This window comes from Paraburkholderia megapolitana (genome assembly GCF_007556815.1).
In the GTDB taxonomy this organism is placed as follows: domain Bacteria; phylum Pseudomonadota; class Gammaproteobacteria; order Burkholderiales; family Burkholderiaceae; genus Paraburkholderia; species Paraburkholderia megapolitana.
Genome location: NZ_CP041745.1, coordinates 1,394,849 through 1,418,309, shown reverse-complemented (window position 1 = coordinate 1,418,309; position 23,461 = coordinate 1,394,849). Strand labels below are relative to the sequence as shown.

The following is a 23,461-nucleotide window of genomic DNA, read 5'->3' as shown; positions in this document are numbered from 1 at the left end:
CCGTGTCAGAAACGTGCATCGCGATGTCGCGCGCCCGGTTCGCACTGCAATCCGCCCTGCATGAAAAACGGCCGGCGCGCATGCGCGCTGCCGGCCGTTGCTTCACTACCGCGTTATTGCTGCGGCGTCGACTCGCCTTGCGGCGCACCCGACGGCGCTTCGTTCAACAAAGCCTTGGCCGACAGACGCACACGACCCTTCTCGTCCGTCTGGATGACCTTGACCTTCACTTGCTGGCCTTCCTTCAGGTAGTCGTTGATGTCCTTGATGCGCTCGTTGGCGATTTCGGAAATATGCAGCAGACCGTCCTTGCCCGGCAGGATGTTGACGATCGCACCGAAGTCGAGCAGCTTGAGGACCGCACCTTCGTACACCTGGCCCACTTCGACTTCCATCGTGATGTTCTCGATGCGCTTCTTCGCTTCGGCCATGCCTTCGCTGCTCGTGCTCGCGATGGTGACGATGCCGTCGTCGGAGATATCGATCGTCGTGCCGGTTTCTTCGGTCAGCGCGCGGATCACCGAGCCACCCTTGCCGATCACGTCGCGGATCTTTTCCGGGTTGATCTTGATCGTGATCATGCGCGGCGCGTAGTCCGACAGTTCGGTATTCGCACCCGACACAGCCGAGGTCATCTTGCCGAGAATATGCAGGCGGCCTTCCTTCGCTTGCGCGAGTGCAACCTGCATGATTTCCTTCGTGATGCCCTGGATCTTGATGTCCATCTGCAGCGCGGTCACGCCTTGTTCCGTGCCGGCTACCTTGAAGTCCATGTCGCCGAGGTGATCTTCGTCGCCGAGGATGTCGGTCAGCACCGCGAACTTGTTGCCTTCGAGAATCAGGCCCATCGCGATACCCGCGACGTGCGCCTTCATCGGCACGCCGGCGTCCATCAGTGCGAGGCAGCCGCCGCACACCGAAGCCATCGACGACGAACCGTTCGATTCCGTGATTTCCGATACGACGCGGATCGAGTAACCGAATTCTTCGGCGCTCGGCAGACACGCGACGAGCGCGCGCTTCGCGAGACGGCCGTGACCGATTTCACGGCGCTTCGGCGAACCGACGCGGCCCGTTTCGCCGGTCGCGAACGGAGGCATGTTGTAGTGGAGCATGAAGCGCTCGCGGTATTCGCCTTCGAGTGCGTCGATGATCTGCTCGTCACCCTTCGTGCCGAGCGTCGCGACGACGAGCGCCTGCGTTTCGCCGCGCGTGAACAGTGCCGAACCGTGGGTACGCGGCAGCACGCCGGTACGGATTTCGATCGGGCGCACCGTGCGCGTGTCGCGGCCGTCGATACGCGGCTCACCGTTCAGGATCTGCGAACGGACGATCTTCGCTTCGATGTCGAACAGCACGTTGCCGACGGTTGCCTTGTCGGCAGCGACGGTACCGCCCGCAGCGGCGTCCGCTTCCAGCGCGGCCGACGTAGCGGCGTAGATTTCCTTCAGCTTTGCCGAACGGGCCTGCTTGTCGCGGACCTGATAGGCGGCGAGCAGATTGGCCTCAGCCACTTCGGTCACGCGCGAGATCAGCGCTTCGTTCTTCGGCGCCGGCTTCCAGTCCCATTCGGGCTTGCCGCCTTCGCGCACGAGTTCGTGGATCGCGTCGATCGCGATCTGCATCTGGTCGTGGCCGAACACCACGGCGCCGAGCATCACTTCTTCCGACAGCTGTTGCGCTTCCGATTCGACCATCAGCACTGCGCGTTCCGTACCGGCAACCACGAGGTCGAGGCTCGATTCCTTGATCTGCGAACGCGTCGGGTTCAGCACGTATTCGTTGTTGATGTAGGCGACGCGTGCGGCGCCCACCGGGCCGTTGAACGGCAGGCCGGAGATAGCCAGTGCAGCCGAGGCGCCGATCAGCGCGGGGATGTCGGCTGGCACGTCCGGGTTGATCGACATCACATGGATCACGACCTGGACTTCGTTGTAGAAGCCTTCCGGGAAGAGCGGGCGCAGCGGACGGTCGATCAGGCGCGAGATCAGCGTCTCGCCTTCCGACGGACGGCCTTCGCGGCGGAAGAAGCCACCGGGGATCTTGCCTGCGGAATAGGTTTTCTCGAGGTAGTCGACGGTCAGCGGGAAGAAATCCTGACCCGGCTTCGCCGTCTTGGCACCGACGACCGTGGCGAGCACCACCGTATCTTCGATGTCCACGAGGACGGCACCGCTTGCCTGACGGGCGATCTCACCGGTTTCCAGGCGAACGTTATGTTGTCCCCACTTGAACTCTTTGACGATCTTATTGAACATTAGTCACTCCTTTACGCTTCGTTATGCCGCGCGGACTAGCAGCGGCGCGGCAACGCCATGACCGGAGCCACGCGGGAAGAGGTGTGTTATGCCATTCCAGAGAACCGCGCGACACGCGAACCGCTGGAATGACACAAAGCTCTGCCCCGCAGCCCGGCCGTGTTTCTGGTTGTGCCGCCGGATGTTTCGTCCCGTGCTGCCATGAACCGCAACAACTGCGACGGCGACAATCTGTGAGACGAACTATGGCGGACAACCTGTCGATGCACCTCAGTTAAAGCGCACCGTTGAAAAACAAAATGCCTGTATCAGCGGAACTGACACAGGCATCTTGCTGAAAGACCATCCGATTACTTACGCAGACCCAGCTTCTCGATCAGCGTGCGATAACGATCGGCGTCCTTGCCCTTCAGGTAGTCGAGCAGCTTGCGACGGCGGCTCACCATGCGCAGCAGACCGCGGCGGCTATGGTGATCCTTCGAATGGGCCTTGAAGTGAACGGTGAGTTCGTTGATACGGGTCGTGAGCAGCGCGACCTGAACTTCAGGGGAGCCGGTGTCGTTAGCAGCGCGTGCGAATTGCGCGACGACGTCGGACTTCTTGGTAACTTCAGCTACGGACATGTTGATTTCCTTAGAAACTAGACAGGCGGTCACGGAAGAAAGGCCGTGCCGTGGGTTTACAACGAAGCGCGCATTGTAGCACAGCACGATCGTACGGCGAACCCCTGTGGTTCGGTGTACTTCGGGGCGCCTTCGCCCGCGCTTCCTGCCGACCAGCCCTGCGACGGCACGGCGCCGGTTACGGCCGCTGCATCCGGCAGACAGTCGGCGGCACGGTGCGCTCCGCGGGCAGCGCCAGCACCGTCCTGAAGCCGTATCCGGAGCCTTCGTTGTCAAAGCGCACGCCCGGCGTGCCGGCCTTGTCCATCTCCATCACATAAAGGGGCTGGATAACCTGGTGGTCGTCGGCGCGCATCCACATCGGGTGGAAGCCGTTGTCGAACTTCATCCCTTCGAGCGCCCGCGCCACCGCCACAGGGTCGGCGCTGCCGGCCTTGTTCAGCGCCGCGGCGAGCATTTCGACCAGCAGTTCCATGCGCAGCACCGGGTAGTCGTCCTGGGCCGCCGGGAAGCGGGCGCGGTATGCGCGATACCACGCGTCCGAGGCCGTACCGCCGGCGTTCGGATGCCAGTCGGCGACCGCCAGCACGCGCTTCACGCCGGCATCGCCGAGCGCCGCCGGCGCGCCAAGGCTGTTGCCGTAGAACGTGTAGAACCGCGTGTCCAGCCCCTGTTCGCGCGCGGCCTTCACCAGCAGCGTCAGATCGTTGCCCCAGTTGCCGGTTACAACCGCGTCGGCGCCGCTCGCGCGGATCTTGGCGATGTAGGGCGCGAAATCCTTGACGCGACCGATCGGGTGGAATTCGTCGCCCACCACCGCGATGTCCGGGCGTTTGGCCGCCAGCGCCGTGCGCGCCAGCCGGCTCACGTCGTGGCCGAAGCTGTAGTCCTGATTCAGCAGATAGACCTTTTTCACCGACTGGTCGTGCTCGATCACGTCCGCCAGCGCGTCCATGCGCATGCCCGCGTGCGCATCGAAGCGGAAATGCCAGAAGCTGCAGTCCGCGTTCGTCAGGGCGGGATCGTCGGCGGAATAGTTGAGGAACAGTTCGCGATTGTCGGGCTCGCGGGTGTTCTGGCGGTCGATCGCGCCGAGCAGTGCCGCCGCGACCGCCGAGCTGTTGCCCTGCAGGATGAAACCGATATGGCGGTCCGCGGCCGCGCGCAGCTGGACCAGCGCTTCTTCGGTGCTGCCCTTGCTGTCGAGCACGACGAGTTCGAGCGGATGCGCGCCGTCGTTGAGCTTGACGCCGCCGCGCGCGTTGACCTGTTCGATGCCGAAGCGCAGGTTGCGCTCGACCGCCGCGCCGGCGTTGGCGAACGGGCCGGACATTCCTTCGATTAGCGCGAGCTGGACCGGCTTGCCGGTGGGACGCGCCGTCGTCTGGGCCGTCTGGGCCGCTTGCGCTGCCGACACCGTCAACAGCGCCAGAGTCGCCACCACCGCCCACGCCAGCGCCGCACGACCGTAGCGAGCCTTACCGCACCCTTCGCGCCGCGTTCCACGTTGCGCCCTTTCCCACCACCCGAATTCCATCTCTCGCTCCGCTCGATCCATCAGAGCGCGGATCATAGGACACCGCCGGGCGCGAGGGCAAGCAAACGCGCGGCGCGCCGGTCTTTTGTCGGGCCGCGTGTCAAAATACCGCATCTCGATACCGCGAGCCCGCTATCGAATGTCATCGGAGGAATTCATGTCTACCCGTCTTTCATCGGCGCCGCGTGCGCGGTTGCGGCGCGCCGCGGTGGTCTGCCTGAGCGCACTGGCGCTGGCCGGCTGCGCACAACCGTGGCAACGTTTTCAGCCGGGCGAGGACCAGTCGACCATCGTGACCGGGCTCGGGCCCCCGCGCGAAGTCTACGACCTGCCGAACGGCGGCAAACGGCTGATGTGGCCGACCCAGCCGATGGGCGAAACCACGATCGCCGCCGATATCGATGCGTCCGGCAAGATCCTCAACGTGCGCCAGGTGCTGCAGCCCAACGAGTTCTATCGCGCGGAAATCGGCAAATGGACGAAGAACGACGTGCTCGTCAATTTCGGGCGCCCAGAGGAAACCTCGTATTTCCCGCTGATGAAGAAAGAAGTCTGGACCTACCGCTACCTCGAAGACAACGTCTGGTACATGATGTACAGCTTCTATTTCGACGATCAGGGCATCGTGCGACTCACGCAGAAAACCCCGGACCCGCTGCACGATCCGGATCGCCGCAGTCTGTTCTGATGGCATCGGTCCGGACTGGTGGATGATTCGAACATGACGAAAGCGACCTCTCGAAACGACGCTCACTACTGGCGCTCCGCGCTGATTCCCGGTGGCGACATGGTGACGGCCCGATTCACCGATCACGTCTACTCGCCCCACTGGCATGACGCGTACACCGTGTCGGTCATCGAGCAAGGCGCTGAACGTTACGATTATCGCGGCACGCGGTTCGTCGCCGATGCGGGTTCGTTGCCCATCATCAACCCTGGGGAGATCCACACCGGATCGAGCGCGGGCGACGCCGGGTGGCAATGTCGCACCTTCTACCTACCGGTCGATTTCGTACAGACCGTAGCTAGCGAGACAGGCCTCTCCCGACACGCCATACCATGGTTCAACACGGACATCATTAAAGATGCCGACCTGGTAAGGCGCGCCCTGCTGGCTCACCGCACGCTGGAAGCGAGCAGTGACCTGCTCGCTTCCGAGTATGCACTGCTCGACGCCGTTTCGACCCTGCTCACGCGCCACGCGAGGCTACGCCCGCCGTCCCGGCCGATGACCCGCGACCGCGTGCGCGTCGAACGAATGAAAACACGCATGCTCGACGAATTGACCGCACCGCTCGATCTCTCCGAACTCGCCAGCACCGTCGGGCTGTCCAAGTTCCATGCGGCAAGAATCTTCACGCGCGAGGTCGGCATGGCGCCACATGCCTGGCGCAACCAGGTTCGACTATCCCGTGCGCGCGATGCCCTGCGGGCCGGCATGTCGGCAACCGAAGTCGCTGCAACAAGCGGCTTTACCGACCAGAGCCACTTCAATCGTCATTTCAAGAAGGCAAGCGGCGTATCGCCGGGTCGCTGGAGCGACAACCGTTAACCGGGATGTAGAGGCGGCTTTTTTTTATTTATGTCGCATGAGCCGCGATTTTTTTCTCTGACACGCCAATATTTTTTCGATAGAAAGCTATTGGTAAGGTTTGACGCGGCACCGACGTCCCCCACACCTGTCCCGGACAGGTTCGTCGCTCCGCATCACAGATGGAGTTGCTCTCGATGGATCGCCCCAAACGCATGCTGGTCGCCAATATCGCCTGGGCGCGGGAGGCCGCCGCCCGCGACCCGCAGGTCTTCAGCGGCCTGACGCAAGGCCAGAATCCCCACGTGCTGTGGATCGGTTGCTCCGACAGCCGGGTCCCGGCCGAAACCATCACACACTGCGAGCCCGGCGACCTGTTCGTCCATCGCAACATCGCCAACCTGTTCGATCCCGACGACGACAACGGTGCGAGCGTGCTCGAGTACGCCGTGCGCGTGTTGAAGGTCGGCCATGTGATTGTCTGCGGTCACTACGGCTGCGGCGGCGTGCGTGCCGCGCTGCTGCCGCCAGCGGCCGAACTGCCGCACGTGAACCGTCGCATCGCGCCGCTCTGCACGCTCGCGCACACACATCGCGACGAACTCGGCCAGTTGCCATCCGAAGCGAGCCGCGTGAACCGCCTCGCCGAACTGAACGTGCTCGAACAGGTACGCCAGTTGCGCGCCAGCCCGATCGTACGCGGCATGGACAAGCCGCCGCTCGTGCACGGCTGGGTTTTCTCGCTCGAAGACGGACGACTGAAAGTCATCGCCGACGGTTATGCCGACATCCCGGTTGAATCGTCCCCGAGCGCACACGCAACCCTGCCGCATCCGGTAAGCAACGACGCCTGATTCGCCGCGGTAGCCCCATCCGTTTAACGCACCGGCTGTTTCCTTGCGGGAACAGCCGGGTGGTAACGCTCGCGCTCCGCAAACACGAACACCGATTTCCGCCCACCCACACCACCCACTCCACTCGAAACCATGAACGCCAGACTTCGCTTCTCCACGTTCCCGCGCGATCTGTTCGCGGGCACCGTCGTGTTTCTCGTCGCGCTGCCGCTGTGTCTCGGCATTGCGAATGCATCCGGCGTCGAGCCGTTCGCGGGGCTGGTCTCCGGGATCGTCGGCGGGCTGGTCGTTGCTGCGTTGAGCGGCTCGCGGCTCAGTGTCAGCGGGCCCGCCGCGGGGCTCGTCGTGATCGTCGTCGATGGTATTGCGCGGCTCGGTAGCTTTCCGGCGTTCCTGCTCGCGGTGTTGCTGTCGGGCGTGATCCAGTTTGGTTTCGGCATGCTGAAGGCGGGACGCCTTGCCGCTTATGTACCGTCGCCGGTTATCAAAGGCATGCTCGCGGCAATCGGCCTCCTGCTGATCGTAAAGCAGATCCCGTTTGCGCTCGGGATAACTTCGGGCATCGACGATGCGACGACCGCGCAAATGGCCGGCGCAATCGCCACACCGTTCGGCGCGTTGTCGCTCGCAGCCTGTGTGCTTGCGGTGCTGTCGCTTGCATTGCTGGCCGCCTGGGAAACCCCCGCGCTGCGCCGCTTCGCGCTGGTGCGCGCGGTACCCGCACCGCTCGCCGTCGTGCTGCTCGGGATTGCTGCGACACTCATGCTCAGCATGTTTGCGCCGACGTTCGCACTGCCCGCCGAGCATCGCGTTGCGTTGCCGGTGCTCGAGTCGTTCGCGGCGTTGCGCTCGGCACTCGCGCTCGCCGACTTCGGCCCGAATCTCGCCCAGCTCGCGAATCCCGATGTGTGGCGTGTCGCGATGACATTGGCCATTGTCGCGAGTCTCGAAACGCTGCTGAGTCTCGAAGCCGTCGAGCAGATCGATCCGAAGCGGCGCGCCGCTCCGCCCGATCGCGAACTGAAGGCGCAAGGCGTAGGCAATCTGATTGCGGGCGCGATCGGCGGTTTGCCGATTACTTCGGTGATCGTGCGCAGTTCCGCGAACGTCCATGCGGGCGCGCAGAGCCGGTTGTCGGCGGTGATTCACGGCGTGCTGCTGCTCGTCAGCGTGTTCGCGCTGACGAGCGTCATCAATCTGATTCCGCTGGCCTGTCTCGCCGCGATCCTGATTTTCACCGGCATCAAGCTCACGAAGCCGTCGCTGTTCGCGGCAACCGCCAAACAGGGCTTTGCAGTGTTTGCGCCGTTCATCGTGACACTGGTGGGCGTGTTCGCCACCGATCTGTTGATCGGCATCGTGCTCGGCATGCTGTGCAGCGTGCTGCTCGCGCTCCACGCAAACCTGCAGCGACCGATCACTTTGGCTCAGCACGATGACCACTATCTGCTGTCGTTCCGCAAGGACGTGTCGTTTCTCGGCAAGGTATCGCTCAAGCGTTATTTGCAGCAGATTCCCGACGGCGCGACGTTAATCGTGGATGCGATGCGCGCCGATTTTGTCGATCACGACGTGCGTGAGTTAATCGAGAGGTTCGTGGCCGATGCACCGCGCCGGGCGATCGCGGTCGATGTGCGGCAGCCCGTACGCGCTGCGCGGCGCACCGGGCGCGAATGGATGTGGCGCCGCGAGGCAGCGGAATAACACGCGCTAATCGCGCATGCGCGCACCGCAGATGCGAAAAACCCCGCGTTCGTAGTTCTACGACACGCGGGGTTGACTCAATCGTCAGGGGCAGTCGCCGCCCCATCGATTACGAACGCTGCGGGTTCAGCTTGTCGACGTTCGAATACAGCTTGTTGAGCGCGGAGATATACGCCTTCGCCGAAGCGGCGACGATATCCGGATCGGTCCCGACGCCGTTCACGATGCGACCGCCCTTCGACAACCGCACCGTCACTTCGCCCTGCGCCTGGGTGCCGGTCGTGATCGCGTTCACCGAGTACAGCAGCAACTCGGAACCGCTGCCCACTTCCGATTCGATCGCGTTCAGCGTCGCGTCGACGGGGCCGTTACCCTTCGCGTCGCCGGCCACTTCCTTGCCGTCGACCGAAAACACGATCCGCGCCTGCGGCTGTTCGCCGGTTTCCGAATGCTGCGACAGCGAGACGAATTTGTAGTGTTCCTTTTCCTGCGCTTCAGCGGACTCTTCAGTGACGATCGCGATGATGTCCTCGTCGAAGATCTCGGCCTTGCGGTCCGCGAGTTCCTTGAAGCGCGCGAACGCGGCGTTCAACTCGCCTTCGCTGTCGAGCGAAATACCCAGTTCCTGCAAACGCTGCTTGAATGCATTGCGGCCCGACAGCTTGCCGAGCACGATCTTGTTCGCGCTCCAGCCCACGTCTTCGGCACGCATGATTTCGTAGGTATCGCGCGCCTTCAGCACGCCGTCCTGGTGAATCCCGGACGCGTGCGCAAACGCATTTGCACCGACTACGGCCTTGTTCGGTTGCACGACGAAACCGGTGATCTGCGACACGAGCTTCGACGCCGGCACGATCTGCGTCGTGTCGATGCCGAGTTCGAGGCCGAAGTAGTCCTTGCGCGTACGCACGGCCATCACGATTTCTTCGAGCGACGTATTGCCCGCGCGCTCGCCGAGCCCGTTGATCGTGCATTCCACCTGCCTCGCGCCGCCGATCTGCACGCCCGCCAGCGAATTCGCCACCGCCATCCCGAGATCGTTATGGCAGTGCACGGAAAACACCGCCTTGTCCGAATTCGGAATGCGTTCGCGCAGTGTCTTCACGAGATTGCCGTACAGTTCCGGCACGCCGTAGCCGACGGTGTCGGCGATATTGATGGTCGTCGCGCCTTCGGCGATCACTGCTTCCAGCACGCGGCACAGAAAGTCGAGGTCGGAGCGGCTGCCGTCTTCCGGCGAGAACTCGACGTCGTCGGTGAACTTGCGGGCGAAGCGCACGGCAAGCTTTGCCTGCTCGAACACCTGGTCCGGTGTCATGCGCAGCTTCTTTTCCATGTGCAACGGCGACGTTGCGATAAACGTATGGATACGGAAGTGATCGGCGGGTTGCAACGCGTCGGCCGCGCGCTGGATGTCCTTGTCGTTCGCGCGAGCGAGCGAACACACCGTGCTGTCCTTGATCATCGACGCGATCGTGTGGATCGAATCGAAATCGCCGTTCGAACTGGCCGCGAAGCCGGCTTCGATCACGTCGACCTTCATCCGCTCAAGCTGCTTCGCGATACGGATTTTTTCTTCCTTCGTCATCGACGCACCGGGCGACTGTTCGCCGTCGCGCAACGTCGTGTCGAAAATGATGAGCTTGTCTGCCATGTCTGGGCTCCGTGGGGGATCGTCTAGGAATAATAGTAAAGATGGAATTCGGGTGCTCACGCCACCGCAGGCGCGCCGCTCAGTGTTCGCGTTGCGACGAGCGGGCCGGATTCAGACGGCCGCGCACGGTTTGCCACGCCCAGAACACGTAACCCGACAGGCCGTACAGCACGAACAGGCCGAACAACATCAACGGCGGATCGGACGACACGAGCACGAACGCGACCACGACGAGCAGGATGGCCGCGAACGGCACGCGGTGCCGGACATCGAGCGCCTTGCCGCTGTAGAACGGCGCATTCGACACCATCGTCACGCCTGCGTAGACGGTCAGCGCGAAGGCGACCCACGGCAGCCAGACGAGCTGGAGCGGGACGCGGTTGTCGGTGGCGAGCCAGACGAAGCCGGCGATCAAGGCTGCGGCGGCCGGGCTCGGCATCCCCTGGAAGAAGCGCTTGTCGACGACGCCGATGTTCGCGTTGAAACGCGCGAGCCGCAGCGCCGCACCGGCGCAGTAGACGAACGCTGCGAGCCAGCCCCAGCGCCCCAGGTCCTTCAGGACCCACTCGTACATTACGAGCGCGGGCGCGACACCGAACGAGACCATGTCCGACAGGCTGTCGAACTGCTCGCCGAACGCGCTTTGCGTGTGCGTCATGCGCGCAACGCGACCATCCATACCGTCGAGCACCATCGCGACGAAGATCGCGATCGCCGCGATTTCGAAGCGCACGTTCATCGCCTGCACGACGGCGAAAAAGCCGCAAAAGAGCGCAGCGGTCGTGAACGCATTGGGCAACAGATAGATGCCGCGCTTGCGCAGGAACTGCTGGCGCGCTGCCCGGCGGCTGTCCGATACGACCGGCTCCGGCCCGACCGGCTTGTTGCGGCGGAACGGTCGCGGCAGCGGAGCGCCGCTGCGACGGGGCCGGCGCGGTTTGAATGCGGCCATCGAAAGCTCCTTATGCCGACTTATAGTTCGGCGAGGATCGTCGACGAGGCAGAGACCTTTTCGCCGATCGAGACGCGCGGACGGCTGCCGACCGGCAGATACACGTCGACCCGCGAACCGAAGCGGATGAAGCCGTAGCGCTGGCCGCGCGTGAGCGGTTCGCCCGCCCGCACGTAGCAAAGGATGCGGCGCGCGATCAAACCGGCGATCTGCACCGACGTGACCGTGTGGCCGCTGGCCGTATTGATGACGACCGCGTTACGTTCGTTTTCTAGCGAGGCTTTATCGACGGCCGCGTTCAGATACGCGCCCGGAAAATATTCGACCTTCGAGATCGCGCCGTCCACCGGCGAGCGTTGCGAATGGACGTTGAACACGTTCATGAACACGCTGATCTTCAGCGCATCGCGATTGGCGTACGGGTCACGGGTGGTTTCGACCGCGACGATACGGCCGTCGGCCGGGCACAGCACCGCATTCGCCTGGGTGGGAATGGGTCGCGCCGGATCGCGGAAGAACTGCACCACGAAGATCAGCAGCAGCCAGAAGATCCATGCGAAGCCAAACCCCGCGACGGCATGGATCAGCAGCGCGGCAACGGCTGCGATAGCGATAAACGGCCAGCCTTCGCGCGCAATGATCGGATGAGGGTAATTCATGATTGGCTTCTGTATTTTTGTAAAACCGTAGGATAGCAAAAGCCGTCCAGGGTTCAGCACGCCTGGACGGCTTTTTGCGCGAACCGGTGCGCAAGACTTCTTGCGCACCGGACCGAAGCGGCGTACAGCCTTAGTTCTTCGACTGGTCGACCAGCTTGTTCTTCGCGATCCACGGCATCATCGCGCGCAGCTTTGCACCGACCTGTTCGATCTGGTGCTCGGACGTCAGGCGGCGGCGCGATTGCAGCGTCGGCGCACCGGCGCGATTCTCGATGATGAAGCTCTTCGCGTACTCGCCGGTCTGGATGTCCTTCAGAACGTCCTTCATCACCTTCTTCGTTTCGTCGGTGATGATGCGCGGGCCCGTCACGTACTCGCCGTATTCGGCGTTGTTCGAGATCGAGTAGTTCATGTTCGCGATGCCGCCTTCGTAGATCAGGTCGACGATCAGCTTCAGTTCGTGCAGGCACTCGAAGTACGCCATTTCCGGCGCGTAGCCCGCTTCCACCAGCGTTTCGAAGCCGGCCTTGATCAGGTCGACGGTACCGCCGCACAGCACGGCTTGCTCGCCGAACAGATCGGTTTCGGTTTCTTCACGGAAGTTGGTTTCGATGATGCCGGCACGGCCGCCGCCGTTGGCCACTGCGTACGACAGCGCGATGTCGCGAGCCGCGCCCGACTTGTTCTGTGCCACGGCGATCAGGTGCGGCACGCCGCCACCTTGCGTGTACGTACCGCGCACCGTATGACCCGGCGCCTTCGGCGCGATCATGATGACGTCGAGGTCCGCACGCGGGATCACCTGGCCGTAGTGGACGTTAAAGCCGTGCGCGAATGCGAGGGCTGCGCCCTGCTTGGCATTGGCGTGCACTTCCTTGCTGTAGACCTCGGCGATCTGCTCGTCGGGCAGCAGCATCATGACGACGTCCGCGCCCTTCACCGCTTCCGCGACTTCCTTGACCGCGAGGCCGGCGTTCTCGGCCTTGCTCCACGAAGCGCCGCCCTTACGCAGGCCGACCGTCACGTTGACGCCGCTGTCCTTCAGGTTCAGCGCGTGCGCGTGGCCTTGCGAGCCGTAACCGATGATCGTGACCTGCTTGCCTTTGATGAGGGAGAGGTCGGCGTCCTTGTCGTAGAAAACTTTCATGTCTGTTCCTTGGCGATATACAAAATCAGTGAAATTCGAATACTGCGGAATGCTGCGTTATGTGCTGCACGGCCGGGTGTGCGGATACAGTTGATACGCACCCCGGCTTCGATCGATACGACGTCACACCTTCAGAATGCGCTCGCCGCGCCCGATACCCGAGCCGCCGGTGCGGACAGTTTCGAGAATCGCAGTGGCGTCGAGTCCTTCGAGGAATGCGTCGAGCTTGTCGCTCGCGCCCGTCAGTTCGATCGTATAGGTCTTTTCGGTGACGTCGATGATGCGGCCGCGGAAAATATCCGCCATCCGTTTCATCTCTTCACGCTCCTTGCCGACCGCCCTTACCTTGATCAACATCAGCTCGCGCTCGATGTGGGCGCCCTCAGTCAGGTCGACCACTTTCACCACCTCGATCAGGCGGTTCAGATGCTTCGTGATCTGTTCGATCACGTCGTCCGAGCCAATGGAAACGATGGTCATGCGCGACAGCGAATGGTCTTCGGTCGGGGCCACCGTCAAGGTTTCGATGTTGTAGCCGCGTGCGGAAAAAAGACCGACCACGCGCGACAGCGCGCCCGGTTCGTTTTCCAGCAGCACGGAAATAATGTGTCTCATAGTGCGTTCTCGCGTGTTTTCCGGTTAATCCAGAGTCGATGAGCAACCTGTTGCAAACGCTCCGCGCCGCCTTCGTGTGAGCGCGTCTTTTATGAAGACGCGGACACGGGGCTTCGCGCGGCGCGCCGCGTTACAGGTCTTCCGAACCGAGCAGCATCTCCGTGATGCCCTTGCCGGCCTGAACCATCGGCCAGACGTTTTCGGTTGGATCGGTCTGGAAATCGAGAAACACTGTGCGATCCTTCAGACGCAGCGCTTCCTTGAGCGCCGGCTCCACATCGGACGTCTTTTCGATGCGCATGCCGACGTGGCCGTACGCTTCGGCGAGCTTCACGAAATCCGGCAGCGCATCCATGTACGAATGCGAATAGCGCTTGCTGTATTCGATCTGCTGCCACTGGCGCACCATGCCCAGGTAGCGGTTGTTCAACGAAATGATCTTCACGGGCGTCTCGTACTGCTTGCAGGTCGAGAGTTCCTGAATGCACATCTGGATCGAGCCTTCGCCGGTGATACAGAGCACGTCGTCGTCGGGGTGTGCCATCTTCACGCCCATCGCCGCCGGCAGGCCGAAGCCCATCGTGCCGAGACCACCAGAGTTGATCCAGCGACGCGGCTTGTTGAAGCGATAGAACTGCGCGGCCCACATCTGATGCTGGCCGACGTCGGAACACACGAAGGCATTGCCGTCGGTCAGCTCCCACGCCTTTTCCACCACGTACTGCGGCTTGATGATCTCGCTCTTGCGATCGAACTTGAGGCAGTCTTTGGCGCGCCAGGCTTCGATGTCCTTCCACCAGTCGGCAAGCGCCGCGGTGTCCGGGCCATGTTCCGCGACCTGCAACTGCTCGATCAGCTCCTTCAGCACTTCCTTCACGTCGCCGACGATCGGAATGTCGACCTTCACGCGCTTGGAAATGGACGAAGGATCGATGTCGATGTGAATGATCTTGCGCGGCCGCGATGCGAAGTGCTCCGGATCGCCGATCACGCGGTCGTCGAAGCGCGCACCGATCGCGATCAGCACGTCGCAGTGCTGCATCGCCATGTTGGCTTCGTACGTACCGTGCATGCCGAGCATGCCGAGAAACTTCTTGTCCGACGCGCGATAGCCGCCAAGTCCCATCAGCGTATTCGTGACCGGGTAGCCGAGCAGATCGGCGAACTGGTTCAGCTCGCGCGATGCATCGGCGAGGATGATCCCGCCGCCGGTGTAGATGTACGGACGCTTCGCCGTCAGCAGCAGCGCGACGGCCTTGCGGATCTGGCCGGAGTGGCCTTTGGTAACGGGGTTGTACGAGCGCAGCGAAACGGTCTTGAGCGGCTCGTAGCGGCACGGCGTCTTCGACACGTCCTTCGGGATGTCGATCAGCACCGGGCCGGGCCGGCCGGTACGGGCGATGTAGAACGCTTTCTTGACGGTTGCCGCGAGATCGCGCACGTCCTTCACGAGGAAGTTGTGCTTCACGCAGGGCCGCGTGATACCGACCGTATCGCACTCCTGGAAGGCATCCTGACCGATCGCGGCCGTCGGCACCTGGCCGCTGATCACAACGATCGGAATCGAATCCATGTAGGCGGTGGCGATACCGGTCACCGCATTGGTGACACCGGGGCCGGAAGTCACGAGGCACACGCCGACCTTGCCGGTCGAGCGCGCATAGGCGTCCGCCGCATGGACGGCACCCTGCTCGTGGCGCACGAGGATGTGCTGGAATTTGTCCTGCTTGTACAGCTCGTCGTAGATGTAGAGTACCGAGCCGCCGGGATAACCCCAGACGAATTCAACGCCTTCGTCGGCCAGTGCCTTCATGAGCACGGTGGCGCCGATGGATTCAGATTCGTGGGAGGGAGTGGTATCCGACGTGGAGAATTCCGCGCTGGGCATATTCATTATTCACCTTTCGAATTTTCGGCAAAAAATTGATCGGGTGCTCTCTGCCGGGCTTGTGGCTCGGGTTCAAGCGGCGCGTCCAGTTGACAGGCGAGCTTCTTGGGCTACACCTCAATTGAGACAGTCACTTATGTTGCGAACCAGCGACGATATCTGCTGCTCGTGTCGCGGTCAAGTCATTGTTGCCGTTTTTTGCGGCAACGCGGCGTAAAGCGCGCGAAAGCCGGTAATAAGCGCGATCGGCACGTGTCTGGGCGCATTTGTCGGTGTGTTACAAGTGGCCTCAGCACAACTGCGCAACTTACCGTACGCTTTCGTTTTTCTTTCGCGACACCCATCAGCAGGGGCTGTTGGTGCGGTGTTCCAACCCGGCACCGCGAAAATTTGCTAGCATCCGCGGGTTTTACGACATTTTTCGAACGTTTACGCGCACGCTCGCTGCGCTAATCCCCAACGGATGGCATCAGACAAGGAACTCGCCGACTTTCTGGCGGGCGTCGAAAGGCGCGCGTTCAAGCAAACGGTCTACGCCGTGCGGGACGACGACGCCGCGCTCGATATCGTGCAGGATGCGATGATCAAGCTCGCCGAAAAATACGCCGACCGTCCTGCTGCCGAGTTGCCGCTGCTGTTTCAGCGTATTCTCCAGAATGCGACGCATGACTATTTCCGTCGCCAGAAGGTGCGCAACACGTGGGTCAGTCTGTTTTCGTCGCTCGGCAGCGCCGACGATGACGAATTCGACCTGCTCGAAACGTTCGAGTCCCAGGATGGTTCGGTCGGCGCCGAAAGCGGCGAGCAGAAAATCGAACGCGAACAGATCCTGCAGTTGATCGACGACGAGATCCAAAAGTTACCGGCACGTCAACGGGAGGCGTTTCTGATGCGTTACTGGGAGGATATGGATGTCGCCGAGACTGCCGCCGCAATGGGCTGCTCCGAAGGCAGCGTGAAAACGCACTGCTCCCGGGCCACTCACACGCTGGCGCACGCGCTCAAGGCCAAAGGAATTACGCTATGAGCTCCGCTCTCGAAACTAAAGAACTCGAGTTTGCGCGGCAGGTGCGTCGTGCGCTGGACGAAAGCGCCGCCGGCATCCCGCCCGCTACCGTCGATCGACTCGCTCTCGCGCGTCGTACTGCCCTCGCCCGCAGAAAACCGGAACCGGTGGCTGCACCTGTGTTCGTGCCGGCTTTCGCCGGGATGCCGGCGGCGGGTCCTGTACCGGGCCCGCAACATCGTCCGTCGCGGCTGCGCCGCTTCGCGCTTGCGTGGCCGCTCGTCGCACTGGTGGTCGGCCTCGTGGCGATCGGCTACTGGGAAGACCAGCAACGCACCGCGGAACTCGCGGACATCGATGCAGCCATGCTGAGCGACGATCTGCCGCTCAACGCATATCTCGATCACGGTTTCAACGCGTATCTTTCGCGCGCGCGCTGAGCGGGAGACTCTACGGGTGAGTTACAAGCGCGGCCTCGCCGTTGTCTTCGGATGCGCAATCGCGGCCCTGGTGGCGTTCGCCGCCACCTATCCGCGCTTCTATCCGAGCTCGCCCCGGGCGGCTTCGCCAGGCGTGCCGCCTGTGAAACAGGGCACGCCGTCGCTATCCGTCGAACTTCCCCGTCTACCGAGCAACAACAATCCGCTCGCGTGGTCGCGCCTGAGCAATGCCGAACACCTCGCGCTCGCACCGTTTGAAAGCCAGTGGGATACCTTCAGCGACGCGCGTCGCCGCAAGTGGCTGAAAATCGCCTCGCGCTATTCGAAGCTCTCGCCAGACGCGCAAAAGCAGCTGCATGACCGCATGACCGAATGGGCCCGGATGACCCCGGAGCAGCGGCGCGTCGCCCGCGAAAATTACCAGGTCTCCAAAGAACTGCCGCGCGAGGCGCGTCAGAAAGCGTGGAAGGCCTACGAGCAATTGCCGGAAGAACAGAAGGAGCGCCTCGCCGCCAGCGAGCACAAGCGGCGGCCGAGCGTCGTCAGCGCGCCGCCTTCCGGCAAGAGCGAAGTCACCGATCTCGACCGTCTGATCGACGCGAAGCAACGCGGCGCCAGCGGCGTGCTGCCGGCTAACGGCGCATCGGGAGCGGGCGCTCTGCTGCCGGGCGCTCCGGCCATTCCGAACGCGGGAAGCTTCGTGCCCGCGACGCCGATTCCGGTTTCGCCGTCCGAGGCGCCGTCCATTTTCAACGGCTCCTGATCCGTTCCCTCCGCTCTCGCTCGTGACCGACTCTTCCGCCACTGTCTCCGTCTTGCCCGCAACCACCTTCATCGCACCGACCGTGCGGCGCCGACTCGCCACGATGGCCTATGAAGGCGTGATCCTGTTCGGCATCGTGTTCATCGCGGGCTACCTGTTCAGCACGTTGACGCAGCAGCGCAACGGCCTCACGCATCACAACCTGCTGGCGGCGTGGATCGGGTTTGTCGTCGGTGCGTACTTCGTCTGGTTCTGGACCCACGGCGGCCAGACGCTACCGATGAAAACCTGGCGTCTGCGCGTCGTCGATACAGAAGGCGCGCCGCTGTCGGCGGTGCGTGCGATCGCACGCTATGTGCTCGCGTGGCTGTGGTTCCTGCCACCGCTCGCGCTGCATCCGCTGCTCGGGCTCAAGCTGCCGCAGACCTTGATGATCGCCGGGGTGTGGTTCGTCATCTGGGCGGCGAGCGGGCTGTTCGGCACGCAACGGCAATTCCTGCACGACCGGCTGGCCGGCACGCGGATCATCACGGCGACGCGTTAGTCCACTGTCGTTCGCGGTTTATTACATCCACACGTCCGAGTTTCCCCCGCCGCACCGTCGCACAAGCGAGACAGCGTAATAAGAACTTCTCGTGACTGTCACGGCACAGTCACGTGCCAATGGCGCAATGCGGGTACTGCAACTCGACGCGTGAGCCATGGACTCCAAAACGTCCGCGACTTCCCTGTTCCGCCAGATTGGCCCGAGCGTCGACCCCGTCGCGTTCCGCCCAGACTCCTCTCCTGGCAGCGCCCTGCCGCTGCCGCTTCCACCCGAGATACCCGCCACGCATGGGGCGCATCACGACGAAGACGTCGAAGCCTCGCATCGCTACCGGACCATCTGGCTGTCCGACCTTCACCTCGGCACGAGCGGCTGCCAGGCGCCCTATGTACTCGACTTCCTGCGTCACAACGAATCCGAGTACCTGTACCTCGTCGGCGACATCATCGACGGCTGGCAACTGAAGAAAGGCTGGTACTGGCCGCAGGCGCATAACGACGTCGTGCAGAAGATCCTGCGCAAGGCGCGCAAGGGCACCCAGGTCGTCTACATCCCGGGCAATCACGACGAAGCCGCGCGGCAGTTCTGCGACCTCGCATTCGGCGACATCCACGTGCGCGGCGAAGCGTTCCACACGACGCTCGCGGGCAAACGCCTGTGGATCGTGCACGGCGATCTGTTCGACGGTGTGATCCAGCACGCGAAGTGGCTCGCCTATCTCGGCGACACGCTGTACACGCTGATCCTCGTGCTGAACCGCTGGTTCAACCGCATCCGCAGCCGCTTCGGCTTCCAGTACTGGTCGCTGTCGCAGTACCTGAAGCACCAGGTGAAGAACGCGGTGAACTTCATCTCGTCGTTCGAACGCGTGATGACCGACGAAGCGCGCCGCCGCGGCTGCGACGGCGTGGTTTGCGGACACATTCACAAGGCTGAGATCCGCGACATCGACGGGGTCCTGTACTGCAACGACGGCGACTGGGTGGAAAGTCTGTCCGCACTCGTCGAGACGTTCGAAGGCGAACTCAAGGTGATCTACTGGACCGTGATGCGCTCGCCCGAAGCCAGCGTGCAGAAAGCCACCGCCACCGCGTAACTTCTGTTTATCCGATTCACTCCGACTGGGCCAGAACCGATGAAGATCATGATCGTCACCGATGCGTGGGAACCGCAGGTCAACGGCGTCGTGCGTACGCTGAAGAACACCACGCGGGAGCTCATCGCGCTCGGCCACCGCGTCGAACTGCTCACGCCACTCGAATTCAAAACGATTCCGTGCCCGACGTATCCGGAGATCCTGCTGTCGCTGTTCCCCAAGCGCAAGCTGAGCCGGCGCATCGACGAGTTCGCGCCCGACGCGCTGCATATCGCCACCGAAGGACCGCTCGGGCTCGCTGCGCGCCGCTATGCGCTCGCGCACAAGCTGCCCTTCACGACCGCGTATCACACGCGCTTTCCGGAGTACGTGCAGGCGCGCTTCGGTATTCCGCTGGCCGCGACCTATCGCTTCCTGCACTGGTTTCACAAGGCATCGCTCGCCGTGATGGCGCCGACGCCGGTCGTCAAGACCGACCTCGAAAAATTCGGCTTCACCAACGTCGTGCTGTGGACCCGTGGCGTCGACCTCGAGATCTTTCATCAGATGGAGTCGAAGGTGCTCAACAGTGCACGGCCGATCTTTCTGTACGTCGGACGCGTTGCTGTCGAGAAGAATGTCGAAGCATTCCTGAAGCTCGATCTGCCGGGTTCGAAGTGGGTCGCCGGTGAGGGGCCCGCGCTGGCCGAACTGAAGTCGCGCTATCCGCAGGCGAACTATCTCGGTGTGTTGACCCAGGCGGAACTCGCGAAGGTTTATGCCGCCGCGGACGTGTTCGTGTTCCCGAGTCGCACCGACACGTTCGGGCTCGTGCTGCTCGAAGCGCTGGCCTGCGGCACGCCGGTGGCGGCCTACCCGGTGACCGGTCCGATCGACGTGCTCGGCACCGGCGGTGCGGGCGCGATGCACGAGGACCTGCGCGAAGCCTGCCTCGAAGCGTTGAAGATCGATCGCCAGCATGCACGCGCGTGGGCCGAGCGGTTCTCATGGGCCGCCGCGTCCGCCCAGTTCGCCGCGCACCTGAAGCCGCTGCAGCGCGAATCGTTCGCCGAGAATAGCGCCGCCGCGTGAACAAGGCGCCATCGATGCGAGCCAGAACTTCGCCGGCACAGCGTGACACGGGCGCTGCACATACGGCCAGCGCCGAGCCGTTCGACGACGTGCGCGACGATACGCACAACGGCACGGCGCCCGCTGACGGTATCGCGCGTTCGCATGTCGCGTCGATACGCCGGGTCACGCGACCAGACCCGGATCACGCGCCGGCCACGCCCGATACCCACCGTACGCACGACGGACACGACCCGCACGAACATCACGAACCGCTCGGTCCCGACGATCCGCTCGCACCGTTGCCGTTCAATCCGTACAAGGGCAACCGCGGCGTCACGCGCGCCTGGCACGCGCTGAAGAATTCGCTGGCCGGCTTTCGGGTGGCGATTCGCGAGGAAAGCGCATTTCGCCAGGAGTTGACGCTCGCCGCGATCCTGCTGCCGTGCGGCGTGCTGGTCCCCGTCGAGCCGGTGTCGCGCGTGCTGCTGCTCGGTTCGGTGTTGCTTGTGCTGATCGTCGAGCTGCTCAATTCGAGCGTCGAAGCGGCAATCGACCGCATCTCGCTCGAGCGCCACGAACTGTCGCGACGCGCGAAGGACTTCGGTAGCGCCGCCGTGACGGTCGCGCTGTGCATCTGCGTGATGACGTGGGCGTTGCTGGTCGGCCCGCTTGCGTGGCACTGGATCGCGAGCTTCATCTGAGCATTCTCCGAAGACGCGCTAACCCTGCGCGGACATGCGTTGCAGTACGCCCGCAGGCTACGTTGTCGAAGGAAAACCCGGAATCCCGGTCTGGAAAGAGAACGGTCGGTTTATAATCGTCCGATACTCTTACATACCAACCGTGTCCGGGTGGCTTTTGCAGCAGCGGCAGCAACGGCTTGCCGCTACGTGCCAGCCCGGCGAAACCAGGGCCGGACGTCATGGAAGCCAAACCTCCCCGTCGCACCCGAGAACGGATTCTCGAACTATCGTTGAAGCTTTTCAACGACATTGGCGAGCCCAACGTCACGACGACGACGATCGCCGAGGAAATGGAGATCAGCCCGGGCAACCTGTACTACCACTTCCGCAACAAAGACGACATCATCAACAGCATCTTCAGCCAGTTCGAGCAGGAGATCGAAAAGCGTCTGCGTTTTCCGGACAATCACCGCGCGACCATCGATGAAATGTGGTCGTATCTGCAGTACATGAGCGATTTCACATGGCGTTATCGCTTCCTGTATCGCGATCTGAACGATCTCCTCGCGCGCAACCGGACGCTTGAGACCCACTTCAAGCAGATCATCAGCCACAAGGTGCGCTTCGCGAGCCAGTTCTGCGAGCAGCTCGTCACCGACGGCGAAATGATCGCGACCCCCGAAGAGATCGAGGTGATGGCGACCAACATCGGCGTCATCGCGACCTACTGGTTGTCGTACCAGTTCGTGATGAATCCGCGCAAGTACAACGACCAGCAGGCGATTCGCAACGAGCTCGACCAGGTGAGCGTGCAGGTGGTGTCGTTGATGGCGCCGTATCTGCGCGGCCGCTCGCGGCAGATCTTCGACGATCTGGTGTCGGGCAAGCTGCCCAAGCGTGAGTTCTACGATTATCTGCCGCCCAAGGAAGGCGCGGCACCGCGTAACGAACCGAAGGACGGTTAGAACATGAAGTCGGTGTGTGTGTATTGCGGCTCATCGAGCGGAGCCCGCCCGCTGTATGTCGAAGCGGCCCGCGCGTTTGGCCGGGCGCTCGTCGAGCACGACCTTGCGCTCATCTACGGCGGCGGCAAAGTCGGCCTGATGGGCACGATCGCCGATACGGTAATGGAGGCAGGTGGCCGCGCGATCGGCGTGATTCCCGAGCTGCTGGTCAGCAAGGAAATCGGCCACAGGGGCCTGACCGAGTTGCACGTCGTGCCCGATATGCATCATCGCAAGAAGATGATGGCCAATCTGTCGGATGCGTTTGTCGCAATGCCGGGCGGTGTCGGCACGCTCGAAGAACTGTTCGAGGCTTATACGTGGGCGCAGCTCGGCTATCACCAGAAGCCGGTCGCGCTCTTGAACATCGACGGCTTCTACGATCCGCTGATCGCGATGCTCGAGCACACGGTGCAGGAAGGCTTCATGCGGCAGACCTACCTCGATATGCTGCAGTTCGACAGCGACCCGACCGCGCTGATCGACAAGCTGCAGCGTCATCAGCCGATCGTGGCCGACAAGTGGGTTCAAACGCGTAACGCGGTATAAGTCGCGACGGCGGCGCATGGCACGGGGTGCGCTGCGCCCTTGCCCGCTTCACTTCTCTTCATTTCTCTTCTCCAGCGAGATCGCTCATGTCCAAGGTTGTCCTGATCACCGGTGCGAGCCGCGGTATCGGCCGCGCGACGGCACGTGCGCTAGGCGCGCTTGGATGGTCGGTCGGGGTCAACTATCGGCGCGATGCGGATGCCGCGCGCGTCACGGTCGAGGAAGTCGAGCACGCCGGCGGCCGGGCCGTCGCGATTGCCGGCGACGTGGCCGACGAAGCCGCAGTCATCGCGATGTTCGATGCCACCGAAAACGCCTTTGGCCGGATTAGCGCGCTCGTCAACAATGCCGGCATCGTCGCCCCGTCGATGCCGCTCGCCGACATGGACGCGGCACGCCTGAAGCGCCTGTTCGACGTCAATGTGTTCGGCGCCTATCTGTGCGCACGCGAAGCCGCGCGGCGCATGTCGACCGATCGCGGCGGCGCGGGCGGTGCGATCGTCAATCTGTCATCGGCGGCGGCGCGCCTTGGATCGCCGAACGAATATGTCGATTACGCGGGCTCCAAAGGCGCGATCGATACGCTGACGCTCGGCCTCGCGAAAGAACTCGGGCCGCGCGGCGTGCGCGTCAACGCGGTGCGCCCCGGCCTCATCGATACCGAGATTCACGCGAGCGGCGGCAAGCCCGAGCGCGCCGCGCAACTCGGCGCACAGACGCCGCTTGGACGGCCCGGCAGCGCGGACGAGGTCGCTGAAGCAATTGTCTGGCTGCTCACCGACGCGTCGTCGTACGTGAGCGGCACGCTGCTCGACGTCAGCGGCGGCCGCTGATTTATTGTCCTTTCCCTTCTTTGGCGGCAATCGTGTCTGCGGTTGCCCGGGCTTTGTTGTGTCAG

Annotated in this window: 23 protein-coding genes; 14 read left to right on the top strand and 9 right to left on the bottom strand. The window is 63.0% G+C overall.

All coding sequences use genetic code 11. The features are described 5' to 3' along the window. Positions 1–113: 113 nt before the first annotated feature. The 3 genes from pnp to FNZ07_RS19745 all read right to left on the bottom strand — a co-directional run bounded on the left by pnp (position 114) and on the right by FNZ07_RS19745 (position 4,454). Positions 114–2,258 (bottom strand): polyribonucleotide nucleotidyltransferase, encoded by a 2,145-nt coding sequence (gene pnp / locus FNZ07_RS19755; RefSeq protein ID WP_091018320.1) that lies wholly within the window; start codon positions 2,256–2,258, stop codon positions 114–116. 350 nt (positions 2,259–2,608) lie between these two features. Next, the gene (rpsO, locus tag FNZ07_RS19750; RefSeq protein ID WP_091018322.1) at positions 2,609–2,881 is read right to left on the bottom strand and encodes a 30S ribosomal protein S15; all 273 of its coding nucleotides are present in this window, start codon (positions 2,879–2,881) and stop codon (positions 2,609–2,611) included. Between the two features lie 178 nt (positions 2,882–3,059). After that, entirely contained in the window at positions 3,060–4,454 is a 1,395-nt protein-coding gene (locus FNZ07_RS19745; RefSeq protein WP_245811713.1) for a branched-chain amino acid ABC transporter substrate-binding protein, read from the bottom strand. 121 nt (positions 4,455–4,575) lie between these two features. Between FNZ07_RS19745 and FNZ07_RS19740 the strand changes: the two genes are divergently transcribed. The 4 genes from FNZ07_RS19740 (at position 4,576) to FNZ07_RS19725 (ending at position 8,507) form a co-directional block, all read left to right on the top strand. Then, entirely contained in the window at positions 4,576–5,106 is a 531-nt protein-coding gene (locus tag FNZ07_RS19740; protein ID WP_091018686.1) for a hypothetical protein, read from the top strand. A 33-nt stretch (positions 5,107–5,139) separates the two neighbouring features. Next, positions 5,140–5,970, top strand: coding sequence for an AraC family transcriptional regulator (locus FNZ07_RS19735; RefSeq protein WP_091018688.1), 831 nt, complete (start codon positions 5,140–5,142; stop codon positions 5,968–5,970). Positions 5,971–6,146: 176 nt separating this feature from the next. Then, a complete protein-coding gene (locus tag FNZ07_RS19730; RefSeq protein ID WP_091018327.1) occupies positions 6,147–6,803 on the top strand; it encodes a carbonic anhydrase in 657 nt (218 codons plus the stop codon). A 132-nt stretch (positions 6,804–6,935) separates the two neighbouring features. Next, the gene (locus FNZ07_RS19725) at positions 6,936–8,507 is read left to right on the top strand and encodes a SulP family inorganic anion transporter (protein ID WP_091018329.1); all 1,572 of its coding nucleotides are present in this window, start codon (positions 6,936–6,938) and stop codon (positions 8,505–8,507) included. Between the two features lie 109 nt (positions 8,508–8,616). Here FNZ07_RS19725 and FNZ07_RS19720 read toward each other — a convergent pair whose 3' ends face one another. From FNZ07_RS19720 to FNZ07_RS19695, 6 genes are all read right to left on the bottom strand, one after another. Next, positions 8,617–10,161: a 2-isopropylmalate synthase gene (locus FNZ07_RS19720; RefSeq protein ID WP_091018331.1), complete on the bottom strand. Its 1,545-nt coding sequence runs from the start codon at positions 10,159–10,161 to the stop codon at positions 8,617–8,619. Between the two features lie 79 nt (positions 10,162–10,240). Further along, positions 10,241–11,113 carry a CDP-diacylglycerol--serine O-phosphatidyltransferase gene (gene pssA / locus FNZ07_RS19715; protein ID WP_091018334.1) on the bottom strand — a complete coding sequence of 291 codons (873 nt, stop codon included), beginning with the start codon at positions 11,111–11,113 and terminating at the stop codon, positions 10,241–10,243. A gap of 20 nt (positions 11,114–11,133) precedes the next feature. Then, positions 11,134–11,772 (bottom strand): phosphatidylserine decarboxylase, encoded by a 639-nt coding sequence (locus FNZ07_RS19710; RefSeq protein ID WP_091018336.1) that lies wholly within the window; start codon positions 11,770–11,772, stop codon positions 11,134–11,136. Between the two features lie 130 nt (positions 11,773–11,902). Continuing rightward, positions 11,903–12,919: a ketol-acid reductoisomerase gene (gene ilvC / locus FNZ07_RS19705; protein WP_091018338.1), complete on the bottom strand. Its 1,017-nt coding sequence runs from the start codon at positions 12,917–12,919 to the stop codon at positions 11,903–11,905. A gap of 123 nt (positions 12,920–13,042) precedes the next feature. Beyond that, positions 13,043–13,534 carry an acetolactate synthase small subunit gene (gene ilvN / locus FNZ07_RS19700; RefSeq protein WP_091018340.1) on the bottom strand — a complete coding sequence of 164 codons (492 nt, stop codon included), beginning with the start codon at positions 13,532–13,534 and terminating at the stop codon, positions 13,043–13,045. 130 nt (positions 13,535–13,664) lie between these two features. Beyond that, the gene (locus FNZ07_RS19695) at positions 13,665–15,428 is read right to left on the bottom strand and encodes an acetolactate synthase 3 catalytic subunit (RefSeq protein ID WP_091018342.1); all 1,764 of its coding nucleotides are present in this window, start codon (positions 15,426–15,428) and stop codon (positions 13,665–13,667) included. A 457-nt stretch (positions 15,429–15,885) separates the two neighbouring features. Between FNZ07_RS19695 and FNZ07_RS19690 the strand changes: the two genes are divergently transcribed. The 10 genes from FNZ07_RS19690 to FNZ07_RS19645 all read left to right on the top strand — a co-directional run bounded on the left by FNZ07_RS19690 (position 15,886) and on the right by FNZ07_RS19645 (position 23,396). After that, a complete protein-coding gene (locus tag FNZ07_RS19690; protein ID WP_091018345.1) occupies positions 15,886–16,449 on the top strand; it encodes an RNA polymerase sigma factor in 564 nt (187 codons plus the stop codon). Further along, positions 16,446–16,868: a DUF3619 family protein gene (locus FNZ07_RS19685; protein ID WP_091018347.1), complete on the top strand. Its 423-nt coding sequence runs from the start codon at positions 16,446–16,448 to the stop codon at positions 16,866–16,868. Before FNZ07_RS19690 ends, FNZ07_RS19685 begins: the two co-directional genes overlap by 4 nt. A 16-nt stretch (positions 16,869–16,884) precedes the next feature. Beyond that, positions 16,885–17,631, top strand: coding sequence for a DUF3106 domain-containing protein (locus tag FNZ07_RS19680; RefSeq protein WP_091018349.1), 747 nt, complete (start codon positions 16,885–16,887; stop codon positions 17,629–17,631). A gap of 103 nt (positions 17,632–17,734) precedes the next feature. Beyond that, a complete protein-coding gene (locus tag FNZ07_RS19675) occupies positions 17,735–18,175 on the top strand; it encodes an RDD family protein (protein ID WP_091018691.1) in 441 nt (146 codons plus the stop codon). 157 nt (positions 18,176–18,332) lie between these two features. Continuing rightward, positions 18,333–19,274 (top strand): UDP-2,3-diacylglucosamine diphosphatase, encoded by a 942-nt coding sequence (locus FNZ07_RS19670; RefSeq protein ID WP_091018351.1) that lies wholly within the window; start codon positions 18,333–18,335, stop codon positions 19,272–19,274. A 39-nt stretch (positions 19,275–19,313) separates the two neighbouring features. Continuing rightward, positions 19,314–20,345, top strand: coding sequence for a glycosyltransferase family 4 protein (locus FNZ07_RS19665; protein WP_091018354.1), 1,032 nt, complete (start codon positions 19,314–19,316; stop codon positions 20,343–20,345). Between the two features lie 14 nt (positions 20,346–20,359). Next, positions 20,360–21,028 carry a diacylglycerol kinase gene (locus FNZ07_RS19660; RefSeq protein ID WP_170275799.1) on the top strand — a complete coding sequence of 223 codons (669 nt, stop codon included), beginning with the start codon at positions 20,360–20,362 and terminating at the stop codon, positions 21,026–21,028. Positions 21,029–21,249: 221 nt separating this feature from the next. Continuing rightward, positions 21,250–21,975 carry a TetR/AcrR family transcriptional regulator gene (locus FNZ07_RS19655; protein ID WP_091018356.1) on the top strand — a complete coding sequence of 242 codons (726 nt, stop codon included), beginning with the start codon at positions 21,250–21,252 and terminating at the stop codon, positions 21,973–21,975. Positions 21,976–21,978: 3 nt separating this feature from the next. Continuing rightward, complete coding sequence (locus tag FNZ07_RS19650) at positions 21,979–22,563, top strand: LOG family protein (RefSeq protein WP_091018358.1); 585 nt, start codon at positions 21,979–21,981, stop codon at positions 22,561–22,563. An 86-nt stretch (positions 22,564–22,649) separates the two neighbouring features. Then, a complete protein-coding gene (locus tag FNZ07_RS19645; protein ID WP_091018360.1) occupies positions 22,650–23,396 on the top strand; it encodes an SDR family oxidoreductase in 747 nt (248 codons plus the stop codon). Positions 23,397–23,461: the final 65 nt, after the last annotated feature.